20 protein-coding genes and 6 pseudogenes are annotated in these 26,265 nt (G+C 54.2%); 15 read left to right on the top strand and 11 right to left on the bottom strand.

Features of this window, described 5'->3' with window-relative positions; genetic code table 11:
• Nucleotides 1-66 precede the first annotated feature (66 nt).
• The 4 genes from QF039_RS13275 to mqo all read left to right on the top strand — a co-directional run bounded on the left by QF039_RS13275 (nucleotide 67) and on the right by mqo (nucleotide 3,635).
• Nucleotides 67-483 (top strand): HPF/RaiA family ribosome-associated protein, encoded by a 417-nt coding sequence (locus QF039_RS13275; RefSeq protein WP_307518728.1) that lies wholly within the window; start codon nucleotides 67-69, stop codon nucleotides 481-483.
• An 11-nt stretch (nucleotides 484-494) separates the two neighbouring features.
• Nucleotides 495-1,535 carry a hypothetical protein gene (locus QF039_RS13270; protein WP_307518726.1) on the top strand — a complete coding sequence of 347 codons (1,041 nt, stop codon included), beginning with the start codon at nucleotides 495-497 and terminating at the stop codon, nucleotides 1,533-1,535.
• 136 nt (nucleotides 1,536-1,671) lie between these two features.
• Nucleotides 1,672-1,965 (top strand): hypothetical protein, encoded by a 294-nt coding sequence (locus QF039_RS13265; RefSeq protein ID WP_307518724.1) that lies wholly within the window; start codon nucleotides 1,672-1,674, stop codon nucleotides 1,963-1,965.
• Between the two features lie 26 nt (nucleotides 1,966-1,991).
• Nucleotides 1,992-3,635, top strand: coding sequence for a malate dehydrogenase (quinone) (gene mqo, locus QF039_RS13260; RefSeq protein ID WP_307518722.1), 1,644 nt, complete (start codon nucleotides 1,992-1,994; stop codon nucleotides 3,633-3,635).
• A gap of 218 nt (nucleotides 3,636-3,853) precedes the next feature.
• On the opposite strand, the gene QF039_RS13255 is transcribed toward mqo, so the two are convergent.
• From QF039_RS13255 to QF039_RS13220, 8 genes and pseudogenes are all read right to left on the bottom strand, one after another.
• Nucleotides 3,854-4,024 (bottom strand): hypothetical protein, encoded by a 171-nt coding sequence (locus tag QF039_RS13255; protein WP_307518720.1) that lies wholly within the window; start codon nucleotides 4,022-4,024, stop codon nucleotides 3,854-3,856.
• Nucleotides 4,025-4,065: 41 nt separating this feature from the next.
• Entirely contained in the window at nucleotides 4,066-4,476 is a 411-nt protein-coding gene (locus tag QF039_RS13250; RefSeq protein ID WP_307518718.1) for a thiol-disulfide oxidoreductase DCC family protein, read from the bottom strand.
• Nucleotides 4,473-4,712 carry a DUF2934 domain-containing protein gene (locus tag QF039_RS13245; protein ID WP_307518716.1) on the bottom strand — a complete coding sequence of 80 codons (240 nt, stop codon included), beginning with the start codon at nucleotides 4,710-4,712 and terminating at the stop codon, nucleotides 4,473-4,475. The genes QF039_RS13250 and QF039_RS13245 overlap by 4 nt, the downstream gene beginning before the upstream one ends.
• A gap of 29 nt (nucleotides 4,713-4,741) precedes the next feature.
• Nucleotides 4,742-5,293 (bottom strand): ATP-dependent Clp protease proteolytic subunit, encoded by a 552-nt coding sequence (locus tag QF039_RS13240; protein WP_373461992.1) that lies wholly within the window; start codon nucleotides 5,291-5,293, stop codon nucleotides 4,742-4,744.
• 336 nt (nucleotides 5,294-5,629) lie between these two features.
• Nucleotides 5,630-5,798: pseudogene (locus QF039_RS13235) on the bottom strand (general stress protein); the annotation flags it as partial.
• Between the two features lie 551 nt (nucleotides 5,799-6,349).
• Nucleotides 6,350-6,685, bottom strand: coding sequence for a hypothetical protein (locus QF039_RS13230; RefSeq protein WP_307518715.1), 336 nt, complete (start codon nucleotides 6,683-6,685; stop codon nucleotides 6,350-6,352).
• A 127-nt stretch (nucleotides 6,686-6,812) separates the two neighbouring features.
• Nucleotides 6,813-7,067, bottom strand: a complete 255-nt coding sequence (locus QF039_RS13225; RefSeq protein WP_307518713.1) for a metallothionein family protein — start codon at nucleotides 7,065-7,067, stop codon at nucleotides 6,813-6,815.
• A gap of 108 nt (nucleotides 7,068-7,175) precedes the next feature.
• The gene (locus QF039_RS13220; protein WP_307518711.1) at nucleotides 7,176-7,349 is read right to left on the bottom strand and encodes a general stress protein; all 174 of its coding nucleotides are present in this window, start codon (nucleotides 7,347-7,349) and stop codon (nucleotides 7,176-7,178) included.
• Between the two features lie 440 nt (nucleotides 7,350-7,789).
• Between QF039_RS13220 and QF039_RS13215 the strand changes: the two are divergent.
• Nucleotides 7,790-8,543: pseudogene (locus QF039_RS13215) on the top strand (transposase); the annotation flags it as partial.
• A gap of 1,447 nt (nucleotides 8,544-9,990) precedes the next feature.
• On the opposite strand, the gene QF039_RS13210 reads toward QF039_RS13215, so the two are convergent.
• On the bottom strand, nucleotides 9,991-10,500 hold the full coding sequence (locus QF039_RS13210; RefSeq protein ID WP_307518709.1) for a DUF4142 domain-containing protein: 510 nt from the start codon (nucleotides 10,498-10,500) through the stop codon (nucleotides 9,991-9,993).
• Between the two features lie 1,505 nt (nucleotides 10,501-12,005).
• On the opposite strand from QF039_RS13210, the gene QF039_RS13205 reads away from it, so the two are divergent.
• The 3 genes and pseudogenes from QF039_RS13205 (at nucleotide 12,006) to QF039_RS33730 (ending at nucleotide 13,906) form a co-directional block, all read left to right on the top strand.
• Nucleotides 12,006-12,266, top strand: a complete 261-nt coding sequence (locus QF039_RS13205; RefSeq protein ID WP_307518707.1) for a DUF1652 domain-containing protein — start codon at nucleotides 12,006-12,008, stop codon at nucleotides 12,264-12,266.
• Nucleotides 12,267-12,411: 145 nt separating this feature from the next.
• A pseudogene (locus QF039_RS13200) lies at nucleotides 12,412-13,389 on the top strand (IS5 family transposase).
• Between the two features lie 328 nt (nucleotides 13,390-13,717).
• Entirely contained in the window at nucleotides 13,718-13,906 is a 189-nt protein-coding gene (locus QF039_RS33730; RefSeq protein WP_373461991.1) for a DUF2188 domain-containing protein, read from the top strand.
• A gap of 92 nt (nucleotides 13,907-13,998) precedes the next feature.
• On the opposite strand, the gene QF039_RS13195 is transcribed toward QF039_RS33730, so the two are convergent.
• Nucleotides 13,999-14,322 carry a helix-turn-helix domain-containing protein gene (locus tag QF039_RS13195; RefSeq protein ID WP_307518706.1) on the bottom strand — a complete coding sequence of 108 codons (324 nt, stop codon included), beginning with the start codon at nucleotides 14,320-14,322 and terminating at the stop codon, nucleotides 13,999-14,001.
• Between the two features lie 2,206 nt (nucleotides 14,323-16,528).
• On the opposite strand from QF039_RS13195, the pseudogene QF039_RS13190 reads away from it, so the two are divergent.
• Nucleotides 16,529-16,609: pseudogene (locus QF039_RS13190) on the top strand (transcriptional regulator); the annotation flags it as partial.
• 879 nt (nucleotides 16,610-17,488) lie between these two features.
• Here the strand turns inward: QF039_RS13190 and QF039_RS13185 are convergent.
• Nucleotides 17,489-18,691 carry a zinc-dependent alcohol dehydrogenase gene (locus QF039_RS13185; RefSeq protein ID WP_307518702.1) on the bottom strand — a complete coding sequence of 401 codons (1,203 nt, stop codon included), beginning with the start codon at nucleotides 18,689-18,691 and terminating at the stop codon, nucleotides 17,489-17,491.
• 389 nt (nucleotides 18,692-19,080) lie between these two features.
• Between QF039_RS13185 and treZ the strand changes: the two are divergent.
• The 6 genes and pseudogenes from treZ (at nucleotide 19,081) to QF039_RS13155 (ending at nucleotide 26,198) form a co-directional block, all read left to right on the top strand.
• Nucleotides 19,081-20,853 (top strand): annotated as a pseudogene (gene treZ, locus QF039_RS13180) (malto-oligosyltrehalose trehalohydrolase).
• Between the two features lie 1,170 nt (nucleotides 20,854-22,023).
• The gene (locus tag QF039_RS13175; protein WP_307518700.1) at nucleotides 22,024-22,578 is read left to right on the top strand and encodes a chemotaxis protein CheB; all 555 of its coding nucleotides are present in this window, start codon (nucleotides 22,024-22,026) and stop codon (nucleotides 22,576-22,578) included.
• 54 nt (nucleotides 22,579-22,632) lie between these two features.
• A complete protein-coding gene (locus QF039_RS13170; RefSeq protein WP_307518698.1) occupies nucleotides 22,633-23,613 on the top strand; it encodes an IS5 family transposase in 981 nt (326 codons plus the stop codon).
• 148 nt (nucleotides 23,614-23,761) lie between these two features.
• Nucleotides 23,762-24,400, top strand: a pseudogene (locus QF039_RS13165) (manganese catalase family protein); the annotation flags it as partial.
• A gap of 216 nt (nucleotides 24,401-24,616) precedes the next feature.
• On the top strand, nucleotides 24,617-25,546 hold the full coding sequence (locus tag QF039_RS13160; protein ID WP_373461990.1) for a ZIP family metal transporter: 930 nt from the start codon (nucleotides 24,617-24,619) through the stop codon (nucleotides 25,544-25,546).
• Nucleotides 25,547-25,694: 148 nt separating this feature from the next.
• Nucleotides 25,695-26,198 carry a ferritin-like domain-containing protein gene (locus QF039_RS13155; protein ID WP_307421394.1) on the top strand — a complete coding sequence of 168 codons (504 nt, stop codon included), beginning with the start codon at nucleotides 25,695-25,697 and terminating at the stop codon, nucleotides 26,196-26,198.
• Nucleotides 26,199-26,265: the final 67 nt, after the last annotated feature.

Below are 26,265 nucleotides of genomic sequence, written 5' to 3'. Positions count from 1 at the left end.
CTCGAACCTAAGTAGCCCTTGGGAACCGGGCGAGCCTTACTTTCCAGTACAGAGGAGCGACAGACCATGTTGGTACAGGTAGACAGTAATCACATTGAAGGCGGTGCTGAACTTCAGGAATGGGTCGGCAGCACGGTGGTGGACGAGTTGGAGCACTACAGTTCATTGCTGACGCGCCACGTGGGCGATGTCAACGCGCAGAAAGCCGGACCACAGGACAAACGCTGCCAGATCGAGGTACGCCCCAAAGGTCACACTTCGCTGTCGGTGACGCATCAAGCCGAAAGCCTGGAACTGGCGGTGGCCGGTGCGGCGCGGAAAATCCACCACGCCCTCGAGCATTTGTTGGGGCGTTTGTCTCCCAAAGTGGAGTCCACTGCGCATCTCACGGCGCCGCCGGTCCAGGAAGAATCGGGCACACAGATCGACGCCTTGCTCGAAGACGATTTTCCGGCCAAGCAGGGGCAGTTGGCGAACCGCTGAGGAGAATGCCCATGGTTCACGTCCAAACCTTCACGCGCCAGACACTGGGCACGCTCCTGGCCTTGGCGGATCGCACCCACCTGAGTATCTACATGCCGGCCCAGCAAGCGTTCCCGGAACGTACGCAAAAACCCATTCGCTTGAAAAACCTGATCAAGACACTGGAGGGCCGGCTGGCCGAGTCGCCCCGGGCCCAGACGCTGCTCGCGCCGTTTCATGATCTGGTGGCTGATACAGCGTTCTGGTACACCTGCCCGCCTGGGATAGCGATCTTTGGTGGCGATGAACATTTTCTGGTGGTGGGCTTGCATCAGCCGATGCAAGAGATCGCCGTCGTCAATCGCCATCCTTACCTGCGGCCCTTGTTGCGTCAGGCGCCGGCGACCGAACGCTACCAGGCGCTTTGCCTTACCCGTGACAGCGTGCGGATGTACGAAGGGTCGGCACAAGGGTTACTGGAAGTGGAGTTACCGCAGGCGGTGCCGAGCTCCCAGGCCGATGCGCTGGGTGATGAACTGAGCCCCCGCGACCAGCAAGGGCACCCTGACGGCTTCAGTGGTGCGGGCAAGCGCGGTGACCCGATGAAGCATGAGTCCGGCGGCGGCGGTAAGCAGGACGAAGTAAATTTGGACCGTGAGCGATTTTTCCGGGCCGTCGACAAGGCAATCACCCAGCACTGCTCGCGCGCCTGCGAACTGCCTTTGGTGCTGGTAGCACTCCAAGAGAATCAAGCAGTCTTCAGGGCGGTCAGCCATAACCCGTTTCTGGTGGCGGACGGTGTGCGTACGGACCCTTCCACGCTGTCGGCGACCGAGCTTGCGCAAGCCTGCACCGCTGTGATCGGCAAACGCCGTGAGGATGCGCTGAATGCGGCGTTTGATCGCTTTGGCGGGGCGGGGGGCAGCGGCTGCATGCTTCGCAAGTGTCTGAGATCGAACGGGCGGCGCAAGAAGGGCGGGTGGCACTGTTGCTGGTCGCGGCGGATAACACCGTCGATACGGCGCCGCATAGTGATGCGGCAGGCGCTGACGATGTGGCGCTGGACGAGCTGATCCTGTCGGTTATCCGCCAGGGTGGCGAGGTGGTGGTCGTGCCGGCCGAGCGTTCGATGCCCGCCGAAACCCGCGCGGCGGCTGTACTGCGTTACTGAGCGCTGAACAGGCGTTCTGACTGAGCAGGAGTATGACAATGGAAACAAGCCAAAAAGCGATGGAAATCCGGGCGTGGCACCTGCTGCTCGAAGACGATGCTTACCGCCTAGACTGTCCGGACGACTTCTACCAGACTCTTATCAGCCGCGCCGATGAGCTGGTGCTGCGCGAAGTCATCAACCTGGAGGAGTGGCAGCGGCTCAAGAACGCCGCCGACGCGGTCCGTGCACAGACGCTGCAGAGTCTTACGGTGCTGCAACGGGATCGCGTCGACACCGTGGCGATTGACCTGTGCATCAATGCAGAGGAGTCGACGGCGCTTTCGAAATAAACCGACCGTAGTGTTCTGGAGGCAACATGAACAACCCTCGATTCAAAACTGCACTGGCCGCTCTGACCCTGTCGCTCGGCATTTCCCAGGCGTACGCCGCAGACACCAAGCGCGTCGATGTGATGTTGGTGGGCGGTGGGATCATGAGTTCAACACTCGCGGTCTGGCTCAGTGAATTGGAGCCGGGTTGGTCGATGGAAATGGTCGAGCGACTGGACCAGGTCGCCGAAGAAAGCTCCAACGGCTGGAACAATGCCGGCACCGGGCACTCGGCGCTTGCCGAGCTGAACTACACGCCGGAAAAAGACGGCAAAATCGATATCACCAAGGCGGTTGAAATCAACGAAGCGTTCCAGATCACCCGGCAGTTTCTGGCCTGGCAGGTGAAAAACGGCGTGCTAACCAACCCGCGCTCTTTCATCAATTCCACGCCGCACATGAGCTTTGTGTGGGGTGACGATAACATCCGCTTCCTGAAAAAACGCTATGAGGCCCTGCAAGCCAGCCCACTGTTCCGCCCGATGCAATATTCGGAAGATCCGGAGCAGATCAAGCGGTGGGTGCCGCTGATGATGGAGGGCCGCGATCCGGCGCAAAAGCTCGCCGCGACCTGGACGCCGATTGGCACCGACGTCAACTTCGGCGAGATCACCCGCCAGTTTGTCAGCCACTTGCAAACCCGCGAAAATTTCAGCCTCAAGCTGTCCACCGAAGTGCGCGATATCACGCGCAACGAGGATGGTTCCTGGCACGTTGAGTACAAGAACCTCAAGGACGGCACTACCGCGGCCACCGATGCGAAGTTCTTGTTTATCGGTGCCGGTGGCGCGGCGTTGCCGTTGCTGCAGAAGTCCGGCATCGAGGAGGCAAAAGACTACGCTGGGTTCCCGGTCGGCGGCTCTTTCCTGGTGACGGAAAATCCGGCAGTGGCCGAACGGCATATGGCCAAGGCCTACGGCATTGCCGCGACGGGCGCGCCGCCGATGTCGGTGCCGCACCTGGACACCCGTGTGCTGGACGGCAAACGGATGATTCTGTTCGGCCCGTTCGCCACGTTTTCCACCAAGTTCCTCAAGGAGGGCTCATATTTCGATCTGGCCGCCAGCATGACGCTGCACAACGTCTGGCCGATGGTGCGCGTGGGCGTGCGCGAGTTTGATCTGGTGGAGTATCTGGCTGGCCAACTGATGCAGTCCCACGATGATCGTTTCGAGGCACTGAGAACCTATTTCCCCAATGCCAACAAGGATGAGTGGCGCTTGTGGCAGGCCGGGCAACGCGTGCAGATTATCAAGAAGGACGAGGATAAGGGCGGTGTGCTCAAATTGGGCACCGAAGTGGTGGCCTCGAAGGACGGCAGCATTGCCGGGTTGCTGGGCGCCTCGCCGGGTGCTTCCACGGCGGCACCGATCATGCTCGACCTGATGCAAAAGGTGTTCAAGGACAAATTGGCGACGGCGGCGTGGCAGGACAAATTGCGTCAGATCGTTCCCAGCTACGGCACGCACTTGAATGAGCATCCCGACCGGGTCATGGAGGAGTGGCGCTACACCAGTGAAGTGCTGCAACTGGCGCCACCGCCGGAGATCGATCGTCAGCCCGGCGCGAAACCCGCTATCGATCCCATCAAACGGCCGCATCTGGATACTGATCCGGATCTCAATCCCTGACAGGTGGCGGCTGCCTTCGAGCGGCCGCACACCGGGCTACAGGCGCATCAGCCGCACGCCGATTTGCCCGTACCTAGTACGGGCTTTGTCATGAGGGCAGGGTCATGAAACAGCGAGGTAATTACAAGCGGACGTCAAGCCGGTGTGACCACGTTTAGAGCAGCGGCGCAGGCTGAGCTCCGGAAGGTTCGAGGGACCACGTGAAGATAGGCTGCGGCTCACGCGGTCGTTTCGGGGGTGGCGTCCGCGCCCTGCAGGGCCTCTTTCAGTTCTTGTACATAGCGCGCCAAGATGTGTATCGACCCTGCCATGTTGGCGGGATCGAACGGGATTTTTCCGCTGGCAATGAGGACCATCGCCAACTCCCAAGCCCTTGCTGTTGTGTCCATCACCTTATCTCCTGCTTGATGCAACGTCGTTATCCAGTCCGTTAGCCATGCAAAAAACGCTGTGCATGATCGGCGGGCGGTACCTGACACGCCTCGTAGCGGCCAAACAGCCGGTAACGATTCAGTGCGATTCTGTCGTAGAGCCAATCCCGGAAGGAGCCGGGAACCAGCCGCGCCAGTGTCAGCCAGCGCCAGTACCAAGGCAGGCGATCTGCTATCTGGAACATGGCTTCGGAGCGCACATAAAACTGACCGTCCGCAATCAAGACAATCGTGTTGAATTCGTGTTGCGGTAAGCCTGCCCATGCCAGTAGTGCTTGGCCCTGATCGGACTGCACCGTGGCGAGTTTGATACGGCGTGACACGTCGTGATTGATGATAAACCGTGCCCAGCCGTTGCAGAGTTTGCAGGTGCCATCGAAGAGTACGACCGCGTCGGCGGGCGTCTTCATGCCTTTGATCTTTTACTGCGCACCTTCTTTTGCGTTGCTGAAGACGCAGCCTCCATTGGTGCCAGATCCAACCCAGGTGGGCTGACGCTGCTCTCAATCGAGCCAGGCAGGCCATCCGTGTCGGACGGCTGCAACTCATCCCTGGCCTGTATCCAATGCGCAAAATCCTGGCCGTCGGGTTTACCTTGTTGTTCCCAGATACGGTAAGCGGTTTGTCGAATCGTTTGTTCGTCCATGTCTGTCTCCACAGTGAATGGGTGGCCGGCTAGGAATGAATGAACGCGCAGATATGCTCGGCCTGGATTCCGGGGAACTCAACGGCATGAATAAGGCCGGTGGCCACCGCCTGATGCGGGTCAAGAATGCGTGGCGCGGCGATCAAGTATTTTTCGGTGTCGAGTTTTTCACGCCCCTGCGCGGTGCGCTCCTCGACAATGCGCGCGTAGAGTTGCAAGTCATAGTCGAGGCTCATGGCGTATTCGGACATGCGCGAGTGGTCGACGGCCCCCTGCACATGCCAGTGAAAGGGATGAAACAGAAACTTGCTGTGCTCGCACGCCGTTCTGCGTTCACCCGCCAGGAAGATGATGTTACCCATGGATTCCACAGTGCCCAGGTTGTGGGTATGCACTGGAATCGGCAGGGCCATTAAAAAGTTGTACATGGTGAAGCCATAACTGCATTCACCGCCCATGGTCGCGATGTTAACGATCAACCCGGTAGCGTTCTGTTGGACGGCCAACGAGGTCTTTTCGATAAGTTGGCTGCAGGTCGACGCATTGACCGGGCCGGTGAAGTTGATGATATGTAAAGGCATAAAGCGCCTCTGGCAGTGTGAACAGTTGTTCAGGGTTTATCGCTGTAAGTTAATGCCTTATCGAAATAACACATACCTGCAATAAAATTTGTTCAGGTAATGCGCTCGCACACCGCTGGCGTACGCGTGACCCGGACAGTTGCCTCTGCATACTCGCTGGTTTCCATGCGCTCATAACAGTTAGGGGGTTTAGGCGATGAGAAGGAAGCACCGGCCGATCGCGTGTTGCTGATGGATGTGCGGTTGAGTTCTTGGCGTTGGGGTTCAATGGCAGCACGCATGGCATCTTCCTCTGGCTTGACTGAGGGGGCGGCAGGGCCGTCCCCGTTGGCTATATCATGATTTGCGACCGCCACCATGGCTGTTCTGGCCACCTTTGCGACCCGCTTCCGAGGCTTTTTCGCGGTCGTTGGCAATGTTTCCGCCCGATGATTGACCGCCTTTTTTCCCCGGCCTCAGAGGCCTTCTCACGATCATTGGCGAAGTTTCCAGGGTTCTTGTTACCTGTTGTCATGGCCGTTCTCCACAGTGAGTTTTCATTTCGCCGGTTCCACGTTTAGCGCAGCGAACATCTATTCCGATAAGCGCCCCCGGCATTCGTTTTGAGAAAATTCTGAAACGCCGATGAACGGTCTTAATTCGATAAAAACTTATACAAAGTCGTGAGGAAATGCTGGCTTGTATAATTTCTAAGGCGGAATGCTACTGAACTAATAGCCATTTTGTCGCTTCGCTTAGGGCGGGGCAGTGCCATTAAACAATAATGAACCCTGCTGCTGTATCGCTTACCTAAGTATTCACAATCCGGAGGTGCTCTATCTTTTGGATAGGACTGCCCGTCATCCTGGTGCTGGTCGATGTGTGGGTCACCAATAGGCGAGGGCGAGACGCCGTGGATGTCAAGTGACAACAACGGCCAGGCGGTGCTGCACCCAGGGGCGTTTCGTGTGTTCGGCTAACAGGAATAGGCATGGGGGTTTTATGCCACACCTGCCCATCATCGGCGTGACGGCTTGTTCATGGTAGATCGGTCAGCACGCGGTTCAAATTAATGACTCAAAATATTCCCAGGCCATCGTCACCGCGGCCAAGGGGCTGCCGCTGATCCTGCCGGTACTCGCGCAAATGCCTGACCCCGCGGTCGAGGGCAGCTTGGCTTTTGCCGTAGGAATCCAATGGCATCCTGAATGGCATGTCACTGCCAATGCTGACTACCGGACCATTTTCGAGGTATTCGGCGATGCCTGCCGAAAACGCGCAGCGCAACGTGCAGCCGCCGCGCAAGCGCTTTAACCGTGGCTCGTTGGGAATAGGGACGGCGAAAAATCGAACGGGTTGCGCGCTGTCAGCATCCATTTTGCGGCTGGCCGCGTTGTTCTCTGCGATGCTCACCGCCGGCTCTTACGCCGAACGCACGCGCATGCGGGCGCGGGCCTGCTCCTGCTCAGCCAGCAGGGCTTCGAGACGTGGTGCGGCGCTGCGCTGTTGGCACCGGTCGCAGCGTCGCGTTGAGCGACGCTTATGGCGAGATCGGATCACTGGCAGGAAAGGTCTCTTCGATAGCTTCGTCGAGCTGGCTGTCGCTGACGGCGCGTTCGCCCACGCTGACGCCGGATTCGCAGTTGCAGTCAGCGGCCGGGCAAGGTTGCCCTTGCGGGTGCCGGTCAGCACACGCCTGGCTGCAATAGTTTTTTCCGTCCCGTTGATGGTAGTCGGACGCCTTGCATTTACAGGTGGCGCAAGCGCATTGACCGGGCTGCGGAATACTTGACATGGTATCTCCTGAATCAGTGTGATGTAGCGACGCACGTCTGGAAAGTCGCCTTGATGGCCTTGCGTCAAAGCAGCAGGGGAGCATTGATCCCCTGCCTCATCGCGGCGTTTATTTACGCCCGCCGCCATGGCTGTTTTGGCCACCTTTTTTTCCGGCTTCGGATGCTTTTTCGCGGTCATTGGCAAAGTTGCCACCGGACGCCTGTCCGCCTTTTTTCCCGGCTTCTGAAGCCTTTTCACGATCGTTGGCAAAGTTACCCGGGTTTTTATTACCTGTACTCATGATAATTCTCCAGTCACTAAGTTAGCGCTTCGTTAGTTGTCCGTTTACGCAGCGGACATCTACTCCGATATGCGCTTGCGAAAAAGTGTTTGACGAATTTTCGACTAGCGCGACGAACGGTAGAAAGTGCGGGTAACCTTATACAAGTTCAGTGTTTGTGCGCCGCTTCGTATAAGTTTTTTTGGGCGGGTTAGATATCACCAACCGCTCTGCGCCGCCGCTTCGCTTGGCATGCAGGGTTCGACCGCTGGTCGTGTTGCAAAGAGTTCTTTTGAAATTTTTCGCCGGCGGGTTGCTTCACATAAAGGTGGGCGCGTGTTCAGTTCCGGGCGCCGCCCCTTCCATAGCCTGAGGAGATTTGTTCATGTTTCTACATAACAAGCGACTTCAATACACCGTACGCGTGGCCGAGCCCAACCCGGGTCTGGGCTGAACAGGCCATGCAGTTGCTGTCCCAGGTCGGCTCCATGGGTCAGAAAATCTATCGCCTCCAAACGGTCAATGAGCAACTCGCTCATGAGATCGCCATCCTCAAACGGCACAAGTTTGCTAAGCGCAGCGAGCAGCTGAGTCCCGACCAAGGCAGCTTGCTCGATGACCTGCCCGACACTGATATCGCGGCCATCGAAGCCGAGTTGAGGGTGGTCAATCCGCCCCTTGCACCAACCGAGCCACGTCAGAAGCCCAAGCGTGCGCGCTGCCGCTGCAGTTTCCACGCACGGTGGTCCGCCACGAGCCTGGGAGCACCCGGTGCGCCTGCGGCTGCCAACTTCAGCGAGTCGGCGAGGACATCGGCGAGAACCTCGATAACACACCTGGCGTGTTCACAATCGAGCAACATGTGCGTGGAAAGTGGGCCTGCCGCCGGTGCCTAACACTGATCCAGGCACCGGTTCCGGCGCAGATAATCGACAAGCGTCTCCCGACCGCAGGCCTGCTGGCGCATGCGATGGTGGCGAAGTTCGCTGACCACTTGCCGCTGTACCGGCAGGAGAAAATCTTTGGCCGCGCCGGGCTGGTGATCGCTCGCTCTACGCTGGCGCAGTGGGTTGGACAACCGGCGTACAGCTTCAGCCTTTGCTCGATGCGCTGCGCGAAGCGGTACTGGCCGAGGGTGTAATCCACGCCGATGAAACCCCGGTGCAGATGCTCGCGCCGCGTGAGAAGAAAACCCGCCGTGCGTATGTCTGGGCCAAGCACACCGTTTTCGGCACTCGATAAGCGACGCCGATAGCGCTGTCGAAGGAGTTCCTAGCGGGGACATTTCGAGACCGTTGGGGGGCGTGTCACTGATGCGAAAAAAAGCTGTGCCCGCTTTTTAAGCAAGTATCGGTGGGCTAAGTACTTTAAAAAAGCCCGCCAACGAAAAGAGCGCCATGAAGTGTTCTGAATACATGAACATAGACCATCGTGCAGCACCCGTGGAGCGGCACAACTAAAGCCTGGCGCTGGGCGTATTTGCGTATTAGCTTCAGGGCATCTTCTTTCGTTATGAAAGTAAAGCTGACGGGGGTAGTATTGATACTTGAGAGGGATCTAGCCTGAATTCCAACTGTTCAGGCTCTCCGGTATATCTGCTGTCGTGCAAATATTTCTTTAGCCCCAACCACCATCGAAATGCCAAGAATCTTCCGATCATATTGCAGCTTGGCCCTCGTGGAGTCAGGTCGAGCGGCTTTAATTCTTGACTGCTTAGCAGTAATGTACACTCGATGGCAGCCAAATTGATCAGATGGCGAGATTTCTATGCATTTCACGGTATCGCTGATGGCGAGATGTTTTTCTTAGCTATCGCGACGAACTCCTATCAGGTACTCGGACAACACTGGGGCAGACAGGACCACAGCACCCTTTATCGTTTGGATCCGCTCAACGAGCACCTGGGAGACGGTTTTATATCCTAAGGGGAGGGTCTTTTAGCGTCACAGGGCAGCCGGAAAAGCTAGCCCCCTTCAGACCTGATCGATGCGCTACTACTGTCAGCAGCCATTTATCTCGAAAGGGTTTTGTAGACTGCGACGGCTAACTTTTTCCCGAGTCCACCAGACACCCGCCGCACCTCATTCATCATCAGTGGGTAGGCTTTCTCCTCGACAAAAGACTTAAGTTGAGCAGATCCGGTGTCAACCCAATAAAATGGACGGAATCTTCGCATCCATAAACCGTAGACAATACGAGCAGATAGTCCAAAACCCGCTTCATGAAAAGTTGGTCAGAAGTTGGGGCTCTTGCTAAAGCGTTAACTTTTTCATGTCTTGATTATAATCATGCGTCCATTTCACTCATTACTGGCTTTCGTCGTCGATCTGCCCTCATTTTGCGTTTTCCCGCTCAACCCTTCACTTCTTCGATTCAACAGCATTTCCCTCGGACCCTCGGCTTCCTGGAACCTTTCAAACCCATGCAGATGTGGTTTCACGCGCGTAAAGAGGAGCGGCCGGGCAGAGCGCCTCGACACTTAGCCCGGACTCCCTTTTTCTACACATCCTGCAAGGCTGGTGCCCCCCACGGCGGCTTAAGATTCGGCAAGGAGATGTACCAATACTCCAAATAGAGCTATTTCACATCTGCGCGTTTTTCATTGCATTGAAAATGCGGCCTCATGTTAAACAGAGTGAGGCCCTGAGAGGCTTCCGAATTATCAGTTCGCGTCTCCGCCGTGAGTTCTGGACAGCGTCTTAGCATGCTCCAAATGGGCCTTCAGTGTAGGAAGTGTTTCTTTAGCAAACGCTTTAATTTCAGCATCCCTGCCCTCAGAGGCTTCTTTCTCAAAGAGTGCAATTGTGGCTTCATGCGCTTTCACCTGATTGTTGGCATAGGCTTGATCGAAGGACTTGGCACTGCGCAATTCCAAAATCATCGTCTTAGCCTTATCCACAAGCTCCGCACTGTCCGAAACCTTAAGATTTTTGGCGTCCGCTATGGATTTAAGCTTCGCGTTCGCTGCCGTATGATCCTTGACCATCATGTCCGCAAAGCTCTTCACATCGGCGGCACTGCCTTTTTCCTCGGCGAGCTTGCCAGCCTCGACTTCGGCGACCCCTTTGGCAGAGGCGTCGTCTACAAAACTGTCATCTTTTGCTGCGAATGCACCTTGAGTCGCCAAGCTGACAAGTAGGGTGAGCGTGCAAGTTTGTAGTATGTTTGCCATGTTAATACCCTCTTCATGTCTTGATGGGCAGTAGCGCCCATAACCTTGAGAGCGATTGCTTCGAATTACGTTCAACGTTTTTTATGACGGGGAAAATATGTCCTCGCTATGGGACGCGGTCCACGTCATGAAATTAAGATTCGGGGTGATAGTGGTAAAGCCGCAGGCACCCCTAACGTTGGCTCTGGCTAGTGGTTTCACATGGATAAGCTCTTATTGATGTCACATGCTTGTGGTGATGTGGCATCACATTTGCGCTTTGGTCCGTCGCGATCATTCCGTGGCCTGGTGCCAGAACCTGAACTGTTCGAGCGCATGGGCCATAGCCGGCATTAAGTTGCTGCTTTATCAGGATCGACGCTTGGACTGAATTCTCAACGAACTTCGTGTCCACCGACACGACACGACTTCCTCCTTGTTAGCACTGGATTTTTCCTGGGTCGCGTACCAATCGTGTACCGGGGATAGCCAGGAAATTAGAAACTAGCAACTGAACTAAAGCTTGCGCCATCCCATCGATAACCTGAACCAACCCGCCACTCATGGATATGGCCCCTTCCGTCCGCTCAATTACGGGCCGACGCGCAGTATCCGCCTCGACTTCTTAACAGAGGCCCCCGGCCGCTGAGCGATGGTCGAATGACGCTTCAGAGCGAGCTGGTTGAGTGGAGCATTCCATTCATAGCCAAGCCTGAACTCGTAGTCGCAACCGTGCGTCTCTTGCTAACAACTAGGAGGAATTTCTCATGTATGAAGACAGAAAGGCACATGCGTTGGCGGCCTGGCACCAGTTGCTGGAGCACCCGCAGACTCAAATGAGTGCGCCTGGGCGATATGACGAGTTACTACGCCTTGCAGAGGAGTATTGCGAAGAAAGGTTCATTTCTCGTGAAGATCGCAGACGGATGATTGAGAAGGCCACTGGGAGTTATCGGCGATCAGTAGAAGGCTTAGGCGAGGGCACCTAGCGTGATGTCTGTATCGCCCACGGGTTTCGTAGCTATCTCTTTTTTCGCCTTGAGCTGGGGCAATTTTAGGAGGTGCCATGAGCAATCCGCGTTACCCGAAGAATTCACAATCCAAGCGGTCAATCAAGTGACCGAGAAGGAGCTGCCTCTCGCTGATGTATCGCTCCGTCTTGGTGTGTTGACGCATAGTCTCTACGCCTAGGTAAATCGCTACAGCGAACCTCAAGAATCACCGCGTAGGGCTCATCGACACTTCTGGCTGCGCCGTCCTGCGCTGGTGCCATACGAAATCTCAATCCAGCTTCCACGCTTCGTGTCTGGTCAACGTTGCTTGATAAGATTAGGCGTTTAGCCCGAACATGAATACCAAGACGGAGTCCGCGAGCTTTTCCGGTGAGGGCTCAGACTGCCTGATCAGCTTTAAAGGCTCATTGAAAAAATGAACATGAAGTGCAAACGCCTTGACTAAATTGATAGTGCTTAGCCGCAGGAATAGCTAAGACCGCGCGGCTGAGGTAGGTCATCAAATGGAGGTGTATGATGATTTCTTTTCTAGAACTGAAACACATTTTGGAAATGGCTTTTTCCCCCACTCGTTGTGTCTGCGACATAGACACCAATCGGACGTTGACCATTCGACTGATCGATCCTACGACGCAACAAGTCCAACTGACGCTAAGCGGCATAGACGCCGGGTCCTTGACTTCTAGTAGAGCAATTGCGAGGTTGGTTGGCGAGATTAAAGATGAGGCTAGCTTACAAGCAAGCCCTCCTGTGAAGCGCACCCAGCGAAAGTGACATGAGTGAGGGACAGATTGCCTTATCCTGATTGAAAGGTGGCTCTGGCCAGAAGACAAGCGGAGCTACAAAATCTAAGGGAATTCTGAAAAAGACTTCCTGATTTGGCAAAATCCCCGTACACCAATCGCCAAGCCTCTCGATGTTGAAGCAAATGACCTTCGCCGACGCCGAGTACGCCGGTAAGCGTAAGCACACCCGCAAGGAACTGTTCCTGGTCGAGATGAATCTGGTCGTGCCCTGGAAGGGTTTATTGCCCTGAGCGAACCCCATTATCCGACAGGCGAAGGCGGTCGTCCCGCGTATCCGTTGATGGCGATGCTGCGGGTTCATCTCATGCAGAACTAGTTTGGTTACAGTGTTCCGGCGATGGAAGAGGCGCTGTACGATACGACGATATTGCGCCAGATTTCCGGCCTGAGCCTGGAGCGAATCCCGGACGAAACCACCATTCTCAACTTCCGTCGCCTGCTGGAAAAACACGAGTTGGGCACCGGCGTTCTTGGCGTGATCACTGGCTGTCTGGGCGACAGTGGCTTGTCACTGCGACAAGGCACCATCGCCGATGCCGCGTCGATTCAAGCGCCCACTTCGACCGAAAATAAGGACAGTTAACGCGACTCAGAAAAGCACCAAACGAAAAAGGGCAACCAGTGTTACTTTGATGTCAAAGCGCAAATTGGTGTCGACGATGATTCGGGGATGGTGCACAGCGTCGTGGTCACTGCAGCCAACGTCGCAGACGTGACCCAAGTCGACAACCTGCTGCACGGCGCGGAGAACCTGGTCTGCGCTGATGCAGGCTATACCGGTGTCGAGAAGCGCGAAGAGCACACGGGACGCCACGTCATCTGCCAGGTTGCAGCCCGGAGCAGCACCCACAACAAACACCGAAAACGCAGCGTATTGTACAAAGCGATACGCAAGATCAAGAAAGCCAAGGCTCAGGTTCGCTCCAAGGCTGAAAGTTCATTTCGGTGATCAAGCGTCAGTTTGGTTATACCAAAGTGCGCTTTCGAGGCTTGGTAAAAACACCGCTTAGATGGTGACGCTGTTCGCCCTGTCGAACCTGTGTATGGCGCATCGACATTTGCTCTCTGGCGCAGGAAGGGTGCATCCTTAATGGGTAGCAAAAAAGCATGAAATACGAGGCAGATTTGATCAATTTTGAACGGCTGCCGTTTTTTGAAAGCGCTGATGGCCAGTAGCCGAAAAATAGCCGTCTACTTCGGACAATGCCTAAGGGCCACAACCGTGCGCTACCTCTTGACAGTCTAGTGAATACCACTAGGCTGTAGATCGACAGCTTCTGTCTGATCACCGCCAATCAGAGATTCGTCCCTCTCAGTCGAGTCACCTCTTGTTTGTCAAAGCATGCGTTCTCATCAAGGGCCGGGTGTGTATCAGCACGCATCAACTACGCTTACAACTCCGATAGGACGGGCCAGTTCATGAATTCGTATAGAATAATGAAAAGCAAAATAGGTTGGGCACTGTTCAAGAATGGATCAGTTAAACCAAGCGCAGAGGCTCCCACGAAAGAGGGCTTGGTAAAGGTGACCGCTTCACTCATAGCTGGAAAAGCCGCGTCCGTAAAAGTGCACAACGAAAATGGCTCTTTCCAAGAGTTGAGATTCTAGAGCGTCAGAAAGTTACAGATTTAGCGGGCACGGATCAAGCCACGCCCCGTTTGATCGGCTGGCTTGGAGTGTAGGAGATAATCAACAGAGTGCTATCGCTTCTTTGTGAGGCAATTCATTAGATCGAGCAGGGCCCTACTTTCTAGCTTGGAAAGCATCGCGAACTGCTCTTGGAAGTTTAATTCGGCGATCCGCTCAACGCTGAGCTGAGGAGCAGCCCGCTGTCCGGTTACCACGTAAAGTATGTCGACACCAAGACCTGCCAGTCGCGCAAGGTATATGGCGTTAGGGCTTCGCTTGCCCCGCTCATACTTACCTTGAGCATTTGCCAGAACTCCTCCAGCAAGGGCGAAGCTACGTTGCGTCATTTCTAAACGAGTACGCTCCTCTCTCAGTCGACTGCCGATCTCGATCATGTATTGCTTCTCCTGGAACAACGTTAACAGATGCAAATGAGTGTCTACGTTAAATAATAGTATCCTGTTGGGCGGGAGAAAAAGTGAGTTGATGAGGTGGCTAGAGGGACACTTGAGGGGCGAATACTTGACCGAGCCAGTAAGGCGATCGAACAATTATTTTGACGGGGTAACGCTTTAGGGTATCGCACCGCGCCTTGGGAGAGGGATTTTTTCCGCCGAGGTCAACAGGGATCCCATAGGGCCGGCAATTCTTCCGTTCTTGAATTCACCTGTGATATTTTTAGTTCAAGAGGGCCACACGACCCGAGTAAGTTACCGCCTAGGTCGCCAGTGAGTGACGTTGACGGGCGGGCGTCAATCTCCGAGAGCTGAGGTATCAACTCTTGAGAAGGGATGAATCATTCTGAATGAGCATGGTTTTGTCTGCCTAGTCTGTCCAGCGTAGAGCCTCATATCCGGTGCATTCATTCTCACCCGAGCGAATAAATGCGCCGCATATGAGCCTAGGCGCCGCCGTACGAATTATCAAGATTGGCTTAAACCATAAATGCGCGACCCATCAGAATCATGTGACGAACACAAATGCACGCATTGATGTCCTTCACCCTGTACGCCTTGAGTCATTGCGCCGAGAAAATCGCCTCGAAAACACCATTTCTTCAAGGATTTCTCTGGCGAGTCTATTGATGCCTGCGTCGCCGTGGTACGTAGCTCGGTCGATATTAACGGCTGTGAATTGATCCCCTTCCGGTCCTGCCACATCTATCGAAAGCGTGTTGTCGGCGCTGATCGAACAGAAAATTTTACAGTTTGGCAGACGACTAGCGAGGACCGTCTCAATCTCGTTCCGGGTTAACGTATCCATACGTCCTCCGAATTCCAGTGCATGAACTCCGAAGCTTAGACACTCTGGTGGAGTTGTAAATGGTGTCAATGTGGTCTGTTTTGTGACGGACGTTCGCTCGGGAACCGCAAGGCTGGCGGCGATCTGATCGTAAGTCTTTGAGCCGCTCTGATATTTTAGACGGAGGTTGCCCAATCGGTAGGGCGCTTGATGGCAGCGAAGTTGCTGGATTTTTCAATTTATGACTTGGCCGTCGTACTGCTGCTGCTGCTCGATCGGAAGATCCACACTGACCATCGGGGCCTGCCAAACATTTCACTGCAAATGGCATCAGCGTTAGGCAGGTGGTCGTGGCAAAGCTGCCGGGGAACGGCGGTGGCGGTGGCGGTGTGGGGTGGCGCTGGTTTCGGCTCATGCCAGAGCTGAATACTCGCTTGTGATTGTATGGCTCCCCGACTAATCCTGTTGGGGATTAACCGTCACAGACGACTAAAGAGTAGCGCTAGCGAGGCGTAGGCATACCTTGCTCCAGAAGCGCTGATTTCGTCATGACGTCATTTGGTCCATTCCCCTGTCTGCATATTCGGCTTGTCTTAGCTTCCGTGATGATGTGGTGAGGCAGGTTGGCGCCAGCGATGTAGAAGCCTCTGCTCGATTCTACGATGCAGCCCTGTCTCCACTTCACTATATGAATGAGCTTTCTGAGGGGGTATTGCTGTTTTTCGATTCCTGACATGGTGGACAAATCCAATGGGCCGGGGAGCATCCATATTGCGCGGCCCTTAAATCGCGAACTCGCCTCGGCGGGCAATGGGATGATGCCGGCGCTGAGAGCTGACTCCAGAGCTCAGGTAGTTGAGATTCACGCAGCGGGACTAGCCTGTGGCGGAACAAACGCAGGGACCCCCGGCATTCGACAGGCTTATACCGCCGATTTTTATGTCGGATACCTCCGAGACCCTGTCGGGTATAAGGTCGCTGTTTTCTTTAAAGGCCAGGACAGGGGCCAGAGACGGGCGCGTGCATGATCTTTATCTCGCGTGGGTAACTACGAGAGATTCATGCCAGTGCGAATAGGGAGTGTTTTTCACCTGACAATGGCTAAAGTCGGGAAACTGTCATCCCACCACACAGGCCCGCGCTCACCCAGGTCCACCTTGGCCCGTTGAACCCTCGCCCTCGCGCCCTTCAACTGCTCGTCATTACTTAACGTTTTAGCTGACCTTTACTCCACGACGCGCGCCCATAAGCTCGTTGATTAAGCTCTGCCGAACCTTTGCGGTGCTGACAGACTTATCGGTTCATGCTTATGCCTTTTTTGGCGTAACGTAACAATAAATCTAGAAGAGGTTTCCAACGTCTAAACTCCCAGAATTTCGTCAACTCGAAAAACAGTTGGCTGAGCAACTCCAAGCACTCGGAACTCTAAAAGGCGATGCCTTTCCTAATCACTATTACCCTATCGAGCGTAGGTACGCATTCGCCTAGCACCGGCAATGAGATTTGCAGCTGATTGTAGGCGCCTGACTGGCTTAAGATACGTTCAGCTTTTCTCGCCCCATCTCGTGAGATATGAAGATCGTTCGGATGGCCAGCATTCTGCCCGCTAACACCACTGTAATATCAAAGGCTCCATATAGTGTTGGCAAACGTTCCTCGAAAAACAATCCGAATAAAGTCGCGAAAAGGGACTCGAGAGTAATCTGTTGTCACGAAAGTACCACGGGTAAATACCGAGTCGCTTTGTTCCACGCCCATGTTCCTAATACGGACGACATAATTGCAATTAGAAATGCCCAAACATAAAACTTCCAGCGTTTGCAAAGCTGGCGCCTTGAGAGGGCATTTCAAAAAGGTCATGCGCATATCCAAGTGCATTACAAGAAGCATGCCTAGCGCTCCCGACCATCATGAGCCCTGTCCACGCGCTTGTTGAATGTGCTGGGATTTTGGTCATGTAGTTGTCTAGAGTTCAATCTATGTGCTGAAGGAAACCCCCCGTCTCCGTCGCGATTTTTTGAGGGCCCGCTTTGATGAGTGTTGTTCACTACAACTTCATGGACGGCAGTTGACGGGACCACCTGCTGAAGATCGATGATTTGATCCGGGCCGGTCACGATTGCCAGGCTTCTCCTCGCTAGCGCGTTGTAGTGAACCCAATAGTCTCCAATGTATATTTCCCTAGGTACAAGGATGAATATCAACCGTCAGTGAAAGGCGGGCCTGAGCCACCATAGCGAACACGTAACGTCGCTTCTGGCAGCTCAGCCATATCCACTGAAAGTTTCGAGCATGAGTGTCCCTGTCTGGTCGACCGAACTACTCGATGCGCTCAGCTAACGCAGTGTGTACGGCTCCAGGCGTCAGGATGACCTTTCTGCAGTCCTCTTCCTTCTTGTCGAAGATCTTGTAGCCCTCGGCTGCCTGCTCTAACGACATCCGGTGACTAATAATGACCTCAGGGGCAAGGCGCCCAGTCTCTATATGTTCGAGAAGCTCAGGCAGAAATCGCTGAACATGGGTTTGTCCCATTTTGAAGGTCAGGCCCTTGTCGAACGCGTCGCCGAAGAGGAAGCCATGGATAAATCCTGAATAAACACCGGGCACGCTCACCACGCCGCCGCGTCTTACTGCTGCAATGCATTGGCGTAACGCTTTGCCGCTACTGCCTTCAAGCTTAAGCGTGGCGAGTACGGTTTCGGTAGTGCTGCCTTTGGCTTCGAAGCCAACAGCATCGACCACACCGTCAACGCCGCGCATGCCTTTAGTCTGGCGAATGATTGTGTCGGCAGGATCATCATCTTCATCGAAATTTATCGGAATGACACCGTAGGTCTCTTGTGCGTAAGCCAAACGATAGGGGTGGTGATCTACCATGAAAATTTGATCGGCACCGAGCATGCTGGCACAGGCAGCGCTTAACAGCCCGACCGGCCCTGCGCCATAGATGGCGATACTGGAGCCGGCACCAATTCCAGTGTTAGTTACGGCTTGAAAGGCCGTGGGCAAAATATCCGATAGAAAAAGCACTTTCTCATCTGACAGTGTGCCGGGCACCTTGAAAGGTCCGGTGTTGGCTTTGGGAACACGCACATACTCTGCTTGCCCTCCAGGTATGCCGCCATACATATGGCTGAAACCGAAAAGAGCGGCACCAGGTGGAATTGCCTTTTTATTGAGAATGGCACCGCGCCCTGTATTGGTTGCTTCACACGCGGCGAACAAATCCAGTTGGCAGAAAAAGCAGCTACCGCAGGCGATCACAAAAGGTATCACCACTCGGTCACCAGCCTGCACAGCGGTGACAGCTGAGCCTGTTTCCTCAACAATGCCCATAAACTCGTGACCGAAGATATCGCCGTGTTCGACGGTTGGGATCTTTCCTCGGTAGAGGTGTAGGTCGGATCCGCAAATGGCGGTGGCTGTTACTCGAAGAATGATGTCGTCGCTATCCTCAATAACTGGATCAGGGACAGTATCGACTTTGACGCTGTGCGCGCCGTGATAGGTGAGTGCTCTCATGACTTCCTGCCCCTCTCGATAGCTTGGTGGTAATCGGGGGAGCAGCAACGGAGGAGCTTAGTTCCGAGAAATAGCAGGAGACGTGACTAGCGGTCTATTTTGTGCCGTTGGTCTGTCTATCACCTATTAAATTAAACGTTATGCGGTGGATTTAAATCGAAACGCTGCCTTGCGAGGGAGCATAGAGACGGTAGTTTTAGCTCAAGGCTTTCCCTCCTAAAAATATGGAACGGCTTTTGTACGGTTTGGATCCATGGTTGAGGAGTGACCGAATGTCCAACGACAGACAAACCAATGCCGATGTCGCTGGCGTGCGTCATTTCAAATTGCCCTGTGAAGCCGATTTGTTATTCAGATCGCGCGAGCACATATTGCGGAGGGGATAACGGATGCACATGCACAACGAACTGTACCGGCGCCATGGGGCTATCGTCCTTGATACAAATCGGACCCGGTTTTCGCTGTGGGGGCCTGATGCCGAAACAGCTGATGTCGTGACCGGGGACGGCCAATCAATGGCGATGCTGCGGAAGGAGGACGGCTGGTTCGTTCTTGAAGCAAATTGTCCGACTGGCACCCTCTACAAGTATAAAATCAACGATGACCTCGAAGTGCCGGATCCCGCGTCCAGGGCCCAAGCAACTGATGTTTATGGGTTCAGCGTTGTGGTCGATTCAAACGCTCATTGCTGGCAACAATCGGACTGGAAAGGCCGGCCTTGGCATGAGGCAATAATCTATGAGCTTCACGTAGGTCTGCTCGGGGGGTATTCAGCAGTGGCCGCCATGTTGCCGGGACTGGCCGAGATAGGCTTCACTGCCATTGAGCTGATGCCGCTCGCGCAGTTTTCTGGTGATCGAAACTGGGGATACGACGGGGTGTTGCCCTATGCGCCACAGTCTTCTTACGGGAGCCCGGAAGAGCTTAAATCATTAATCGACACGGCCCATGGACTGAGGTTGGCAGTAATTATCGATGTGGTTTACAACCATTTTGGCCCTGATGGCAATTATTTAAACACCTATGCCAAGCAGTTTTACCACAGCGATAAAAAAACGCCCTGGGGAGATGCGATTGACTATAGCCGTCGTGAAGTTCGTGATTTTTTAATCGATAACGCGCTTATGTGGTTGTCTGAATATCGCTTCGATGGTTTGCGCCTAGATGCTGTCCATGCCATTGAAGACCCGACGTTTCTAGACGAACTCTCGGGGCGCGTCCGTGAAAAATGCGAAGAACCGCGCCAAGTGTGGCTCATATTGGAGAACGAGCTTAACGAGGCGCACCGGCTTACCGAAGGGTTCGATGCCCAGTGGAACGACGATGGGCATAACACCCTGCATGTCTTGCTGACAGGGGAAACCGATTCGTACTACGCAGACTTTGCCGAAGCGACGATTCAGAAATTGGCTCGTGTACTCAGAGAGGGCTTCGTTTACCAGGGATCGCTTACATGTCACGGTAAAGCGCGCGGCGAGCCAAGCGGTTATTTGCCACCGAGCGCTTTTGTGCTTTTCCTGCAGAACCACGACCAAGTTGGAAACCGCGCCTTAGGCGAACGCTTGGTGCATATCACCCCTGCGCCAGCATTACGGGCTGCAACCGCTCTATTACTTCTTTCACCAATGATTCCTCTGATATTCATGGGCGACGAATGGGGTGCGGCTCAACCCTTTCTGTTTTTCACCGACTTCCATGATGAACTTGCCGCGAAAGTCTGTGAAGGCCGTCGACGCGAATTTGAAGATTTCGCCGCATTTGCTGATCATACTCAGCGTGAGCGCATTCCTGATCCGAACTCAGAATGTACGTTCCAAAAGTCTAAGCCTGCTTTCGATGCACCAAATCGAGAGGGTGATGCAGCGAAAGGTCACCGCGATTGGCTTCAGCTTTACACTGACTTATTGGCGATACGTCGTCGTGAAATCATTCCATGAATGCACGCTTCTCGTGCGCTTGACGCGCAGGTATTAGGTGATAAATCCGTCTCTGCACGATGGCGCATGGGCGATGGATCCACTCTGCAGATCGACTTAAATCTCGGTGAGGAATCGGTTCCTATACTTGAACAACCAACTGGTAAAATTCTCTTTGAAATGCCCAACCGCGAAAATCGACGTACTGTTTTAGATTCCTTTTCGGTTGTTGTAACTCTTGGTTAATCCTGATCTTTGCAAGCGTCTGATGGCTCGAATGCCGCCGAGCGGTAACACGTGCAATCTAGCTCGATGTTTGATGGCTATCCGGTCGTGTCTTCATGGCAAGGCCCGGGCAAGCCTATCAACCTCATCGCGAGAGATGAAAGGCAAGGTCGGAGTCATACTTCGTTTCCGTAGCGATAAAATCCCCCTACCCGACGCTGCGCTGTATGTGCGCCCGTATCGGCTAAACAAGCGGTACGCCGGAAAAACACCAACGCTAGACGTTTAAAAATTCTCGGCTTATTCCCAGTATTTCTGAGAATGAGGGTATCCAAGGAAGGCGAGCCGAGCCCACCGGATTCGGCCAATACGGCTCAATGCGTATGTCACCCGAGCCGTCGAGACCTTGCCGACAAGAGCCTGACCCAATGAATGAGGGGCATTGAAGGTGTACCTGGTACGGGACAGCAGAGTCCTCTTGACGCCGACCTCGGCTCGATGCTGACCAAAGTGGCATGCCATTTATCGAAAAGCCTGAACCGTCTGTATTGCCTCGTCTCTACTGTTAACAATCAGGAGATATTTATCATGTATGAGGACAGAAAAGCGCACGCGTTGGCGACTTGGCATCAGCTCCTGGAACACCCTGAGATTCGAATGAGTGCTCCTGAGCAGTATGATGAATTGCTTCGGCTCGCAGAGGAGTATTGCGAGGAAGGGTTCATTACGCGAGAAGACCGCAGACGTATGATTGAGACGGCCACTGCGAATTATCGTAGGACAGTTGAAGGCTTGGGCCAAGGCACCTAGTGTAATGTCGGGCGCATCTTGGGCGAGAAGAATCCACCTCTTTGACGGGATTTGCAGACTCGCCCTTGGCTTCAATTGGAGAGGTCGATACAAAGCGCCGCACCCTAGCAAACGATTGGTCTGGCAAAGCGCTACCCGTGACTGCGTGTTGCCCTCGGCAAGAGGGAGCGCTCCAAAAGGCTTTTCCTGCAGGGCCGTTGCTTGTATCCCATCCCAAATATCATGGCGCTTTTTCCGAACCTTCTGCTGTTTGGATCTATCTAGAGTGGAGAACATCCGTAGGAACAGACCAGACGGTTAAATGACGTATCAGGAAAGATCAGAGGAGCTCAGCGTTTTTTAACTTGCACTGAAACGTATTCGCCAGCTAGGAATTATCTAATGCCACAAGATAACCATGTTGACCAAATCATCGTTATCGGGGCCTCAAGGGGGGGACTGACGGCGCTTCGATGTCTGCTTGGCCAGTTTCCACCTGGAATGCCTGCTGCTGTTTTTGTGACTATGCACATAGGTGCGCAGCCAAGTCTGTTACCCAGCCTTCTAGCCAACGCGACAACCCTAAAAGTCAGCTTTGCGGAATGTGGTGAGCAAATACAGAATGGCTGCGTATACGTTGTGCCGCCGGATAGGCATCTCCTGATCAAACAGGGGACGATCCGATTGAAGAGGAGCGCAAAGGAAAACTACTCCCGCCCTGCGATTGACCCCATGTTTCGATCTGCTGCCGTCAGCTATGGTAAGAAGGCAATTGGGGTCGTACTTACGGGTGAGCTTGATGATGGTGTCGTGGGCCTTCAAGCGATTAAAGCTTACGGAGGTCTGGCATTCGTCCAAGATCCGAGGACTGCCGACGCTCCCTCCATGCCGATGACTGCTACCGATAACGTCGAAGTGGATGTCTGCCTGCCCTTGGAGGCATTAGGGAAATCCTGAAGAAGACTTCCTGATTTTGGCAAAATGCCGGGACGCCACCCGCCGAGTTTTCCGATGAAGCAAATGACCTTCGCCGATGCCGAGTACGCCGGTAAGCGCAAGCAGACCCGCAAAGAGTTGTTCCTGATCGAGATGGATCAGGTGGTGCCGTGGAAGGGTTTGATTGCCCTGATCGAGCCGCATTACCCGAAGGGGAATGGTGGTCGTCCGGCCTATCCGCTGATGGCGATGCTGCGTATCCATCTGATGCAAAACTGGTTCGGCTACAGCGATCCAGCGATGGAGGAGGCGCTATACGAGACTACTATTTTGCGACAGTTTGCTGGGCTGAGCCTGGAGCACATCCCTGATGAAACCACCATCCTCAACTTCCGTCGTTTGCTGGAGAAGCACGAACTAGCCTCCGGAATTTTGGCCGTGATTAATGGCTATTTGGGCGACCGAGGTCTGTCGCTGCGCCAAGGCACCATCGTGGATGCCACGCTGATCAATGCGCCAAGCTCGACCAAGAACAAGGATGGTAAGCGCGACCCGGACATGCATCAGACCAAGAAGGGCAACCAGTATTACTTCGGCATGAAGGCCCACATCGGCGTGGATGACGAGTCGGGTTTGGTGCACAGCGTGGTGGGCACGGCGGCCAACGTGGCGGATGTCACTCAGGTCGACAAACTGCTGCACGGCGCGGAGAACGTGGTCTGCGCCGATGCCGGTTATACCGGCATCGAGAAACGTACTGAGCATGATGGGCGCGAGGTGATCTGGCAGATCGCGGCACGCCGCAGTACTTACAAGAAGCTGGGTAAGCGTAGCGCCCTGTACAAAGCCAAGCGCAAGATTGAAAAGGCCAAGGCGCAGGTGCGCGCCAAGGTCGAACACCCATTCCGGGTGATCAAGCGCCAGTTCGGTTATGTGAAGACGCGCTTCCGTGGTCTGAGGAAGAACACGGCGCAATTGGTGACACTGTTCGCGCTGTCGAACTTGTGGATGGCGCGTAGACATTTACTGACGAGTGCAGGAGAGATGCGCCTGTAATGTGGGGAATGGTTACCGGGAGGTGCTCGCGGCGGCTAAAAACACAGAAATGAGCGGGTGACCCGATTGTTTTTGATCGATTCGCCGCTTTCAAAATCGGCGGGGGCTGAAGTCAGCCAGAAATGCATGACTACTTCAGACCATCCCTAAAGGACGCATGGCCGAAGGCGTCGAAGAGGAAGGAGAGTTGTACCGCGCCATTAACGGTGCTGGTAATGACTCCCACATCACCAGCGTGCTTTACGGAGCGGGCGCACCGCTTACGAACTCTGCAGGCGTACCTTGGTCTGCCGCCTACATCGATACTATCGGAGAGCCCACTGCAGATTTTAGATCCAATATTGCTGCTGAGGCGCGAGCGAAAATCGTATATGAGCGTCTGATGAACGTCACCGATGATCCGGGAGTTAAGGAAGCTTTAGGGTTTCTAATGACTCGCGAAATAGCCCACCAGCTTTCATTTGAGAAAGCTTTGCATGCCATCCACCCCAGCTTCCCCCAAGGCAAACTTCCTGGAATGCCTGAATTTACAAACGTATATTTCAATATGTCCCAAGGCCCTGAAAGCATGCGTGGCCCGTGGAACCAAGGCGAAGATTGGGAGTATGTGGAAGCGCCGCGGCCAGCGGTAGACGGTGGAGATGGTTTCGCCAGTGTTCAACTAAGTGCGGATGAAGAGTCTGCATTGAATGATATGAAAGCTATTACTTTGTCCGATCCATCATCTAATCCAATTACGGGTGCAGATCTGGGGGCCGGCCTTCGAGGAAAGCCGGAAAAGGAATAAGAATAACCGCCGTCCCGATAGTCGGGGCGGCAATTTTGAACTTCATCATTGAGGTGATGTTATGACAATCGGAACAACGGTAGGCATTTTTACATTGAGACGGAGGATGGATAACGTCTTCGGATCTATCGTATCGTCTTTTGAAAGGGATGCTGCGCTATTTGCCAGGCAGCTATCAAACACTGGGCCAACAGCATCTAAGCGGCGGAGTGGTTGATGTCAGTACCTACATCATCCGTAAGGGCTGCGCTGCGCTATCAAATTGAACGAGCCTCAAATCAAGGATGGGCAGGCTATTTGTTCTGGTCGTCCTTGGTTGCCATAACACTGTTGTTGTTGATGAGCGGTTACAGCGCGATAGTTGAAGCTGATGAAGCTAACCTTCGCTTTGCCATGGTGGGCGGGCTTTGTGGGTTTGGCGCCACAGGTCTAGGTGCGATTTCTGCGGTTGTACTGCGCAATATTTCTGCCAGGGCGCAAGACACGATGCTGGGTTTTGCGGCAGGAATGATGCTTGCTGCGAGCTCCTTTTCTCTTATCCTCCCCGGTATTGAAGCGGCGCAGATGATTAGTGGGAATAAGCTGATGTCCGCCTGTATCGTCGTGCTGGGACTCGGCCTTGGGGTAGCGCTTATGGTAGGACTTGAGCGTTTTGTCCCGCATGAGCACTCTCAGGGCGGTCGTAAGGGGCCAAATACTCAGCGCTTTAATCGCGTGTGGCTATTTGTCCTTGCTATCACCCTACATAATTTGCCTGAAGGCATGGCAATAGGTGTCAGCTTTGCGCACGGCGATTTAACTGTGGGTATGCCTTTAACGGCAGCTATTGCCATTCAGGACTTCCCTGAGGGACTTGCTGTGGCTTTAGCCCTGCGAGTCACCGGTCTGTCATCACTCAAAGCCGCGCTGATCGGAGTGGGCTCGGGCCTTATGGAACCGATAGGCGCGGTGGTGGGTCTGGGCATATCCAGCGGGTTCGCTTTGGGCTATCCGATTTCCCTCGGACTCGCTGCTGGCGCGATGATTTTTGTGGTTTCGCATGAAGTCATTCCAGAGACTCATCGAAACGGGCATGAAACGCCTGCAACCTTGGGCTTGATGCTCGGGTTTGCCGTAATGATGTTCCTCGATACGGCGCTTGGATAGAGAACCGCCATCTCATCAGGAGAGTTTGAATTTATTGGAACACTCACCGGAAGGCTTGGTCACTTTACTAGACGCCACGTACATCGCGATGTCGAAAATGCGTGTGACGTTCAGCGACTCTTGTTCATTTGAAAGTGAGGATTCTGAAATGGCTAGAAAAACTGTCAAAGACCTATTTATCCATGAGCTTTCCGACGTCTACAGCGCAGAAAAGCAAATCACTCGAGCGTTGCCGCGTATGGCTCGCGCTGCTACTAACCCGCTATTAGCGGAAGCGTTCACTGCTCACCTCGAGGAAACTCAAGGGCAAATTGAAAGAATTGATCAGCTCGTCGAGTTGACCGGTTTCAAACTCAAGCGCATGAAGTGCGTGGCGATGGAGGGGCTTGTTGAGGAGTCCAAAGAGCTACTGGAAGAAATTGAAAAAGGTGCGGTGCTGGATGCCGGCTTGATTGGTGCTGCTCAGAAAGTTGAGCACTACGAGATCGCCAGCTACGGCACTTTAATTGCCATGGCCAAGCACTTGAATTTGCCTGAAGCGGCAGATTTGCTGGCGGCCACGCTCGCCGAAGAAAAGGCTACCGACGAAAAGCTCTCCAAAATTGCGGAGCAGGGCGGCAACCAGGCAGCCACCCTGGAATCGAAAAAGTAAGCTCCCGTTGCCCAGGAGATACGGACGGCTCGCCTTAGCGCCGTCCGTCTTTTAGACCGTTAAAATT

The sequence above is a fragment of the Pseudomonas sp. W2I6 genome, assembly GCF_030815935.1.
Taxonomy (GTDB): domain Bacteria; phylum Pseudomonadota; class Gammaproteobacteria; order Pseudomonadales; family Pseudomonadaceae; genus Aquipseudomonas.
Note: the sequence above shows the minus strand (reverse complement) of the source record. Positions and strands in the feature narration are given on the sequence as shown.

What these genes read in the sequence shown, in the direction of transcription:
- QF039_RS13195 (WP_307518706.1), bottom strand. Translation starts at nt 14,322, where the DNA reads ATGATCGAGATCGGCAGTCGACTGAGAGAGGAGCGTACTCGTTTAGAA.
- QF039_RS13275 (WP_307518728.1), top strand. Translation starts at nt 67, where the DNA reads ATGTTGGTACAGGTAGACAGTAATCACATTGAAGGCGGTGCTGAACTT.
- QF039_RS13220 (WP_307518711.1), bottom strand. Translation starts at nt 7,349, where the DNA reads ATGAGTACAGGTAATAAAAACCCGGGTAACTTTGCCAACGATCGTGAA.
- QF039_RS13170 (WP_307518698.1), top strand. Translation starts at nt 22,633, where the DNA reads ATGAAGCAAATGACCTTCGCCGATGCCGAGTACGCCGGTAAGCGCAAG.
- QF039_RS13265 (WP_307518724.1), top strand. Translation starts at nt 1,672, where the DNA reads ATGGAAACAAGCCAAAAAGCGATGGAAATCCGGGCGTGGCACCTGCTG.
- QF039_RS13270 (WP_307518726.1), top strand. Translation starts at nt 495, where the DNA reads ATGGTTCACGTCCAAACCTTCACGCGCCAGACACTGGGCACGCTCCTG.
- QF039_RS13250 (WP_307518718.1), bottom strand. Translation starts at nt 4,476, where the DNA reads ATGAAGACGCCCGCCGACGCGGTCGTACTCTTCGATGGCACCTGCAAA.
- QF039_RS13155 (WP_307421394.1), top strand. Translation starts at nt 25,695, where the DNA reads ATGGCTAGAAAAACTGTCAAAGACCTATTTATCCATGAGCTTTCCGAC.
- QF039_RS13240 (WP_373461992.1), bottom strand. Translation starts at nt 5,293, where the DNA reads ATGCCTTTACATATCATCAACTTCACCGGCCCGGTCAATGCGTCGACC.
- QF039_RS13225 (WP_307518713.1), bottom strand. Translation starts at nt 7,067, where the DNA reads ATGTCAAGTATTCCGCAGCCCGGTCAATGCGCTTGCGCCACCTGTAAA.
- QF039_RS33730 (WP_373461991.1), top strand. Translation starts at nt 13,718, where the DNA reads ATGAATTCGTATAGAATAATGAAAAGCAAAATAGGTTGGGCACTGTTC.
- QF039_RS13210 (WP_307518709.1), bottom strand. Translation starts at nt 10,500, where the DNA reads ATGGCAAACATACTACAAACTTGCACGCTCACCCTACTTGTCAGCTTG.
- mqo (WP_307518722.1), top strand. Translation starts at nt 1,992, where the DNA reads ATGAACAACCCTCGATTCAAAACTGCACTGGCCGCTCTGACCCTGTCG.
- QF039_RS13175 (WP_307518700.1), top strand. Translation starts at nt 22,024, where the DNA reads ATGCCACAAGATAACCATGTTGACCAAATCATCGTTATCGGGGCCTCA.
- QF039_RS13160 (WP_373461990.1), top strand. Translation starts at nt 24,617, where the DNA reads ATGTCAGTACCTACATCATCCGTAAGGGCTGCGCTGCGCTATCAAATT.
- QF039_RS13185 (WP_307518702.1), bottom strand. Translation starts at nt 18,691, where the DNA reads ATGAGAGCACTCACCTATCACGGCGCGCACAGCGTCAAAGTCGATACT.
- QF039_RS13245 (WP_307518716.1), bottom strand. Translation starts at nt 4,712, where the DNA reads ATGGACGAACAAACGATTCGACAAACCGCTTACCGTATCTGGGAACAA.
- QF039_RS13255 (WP_307518720.1), bottom strand. Translation starts at nt 4,024, where the DNA reads ATGGACACAACAGCAAGGGCTTGGGAGTTGGCGATGGTCCTCATTGCC.
- QF039_RS13205 (WP_307518707.1), top strand. Translation starts at nt 12,006, where the DNA reads ATGATGATTTCTTTTCTAGAACTGAAACACATTTTGGAAATGGCTTTT.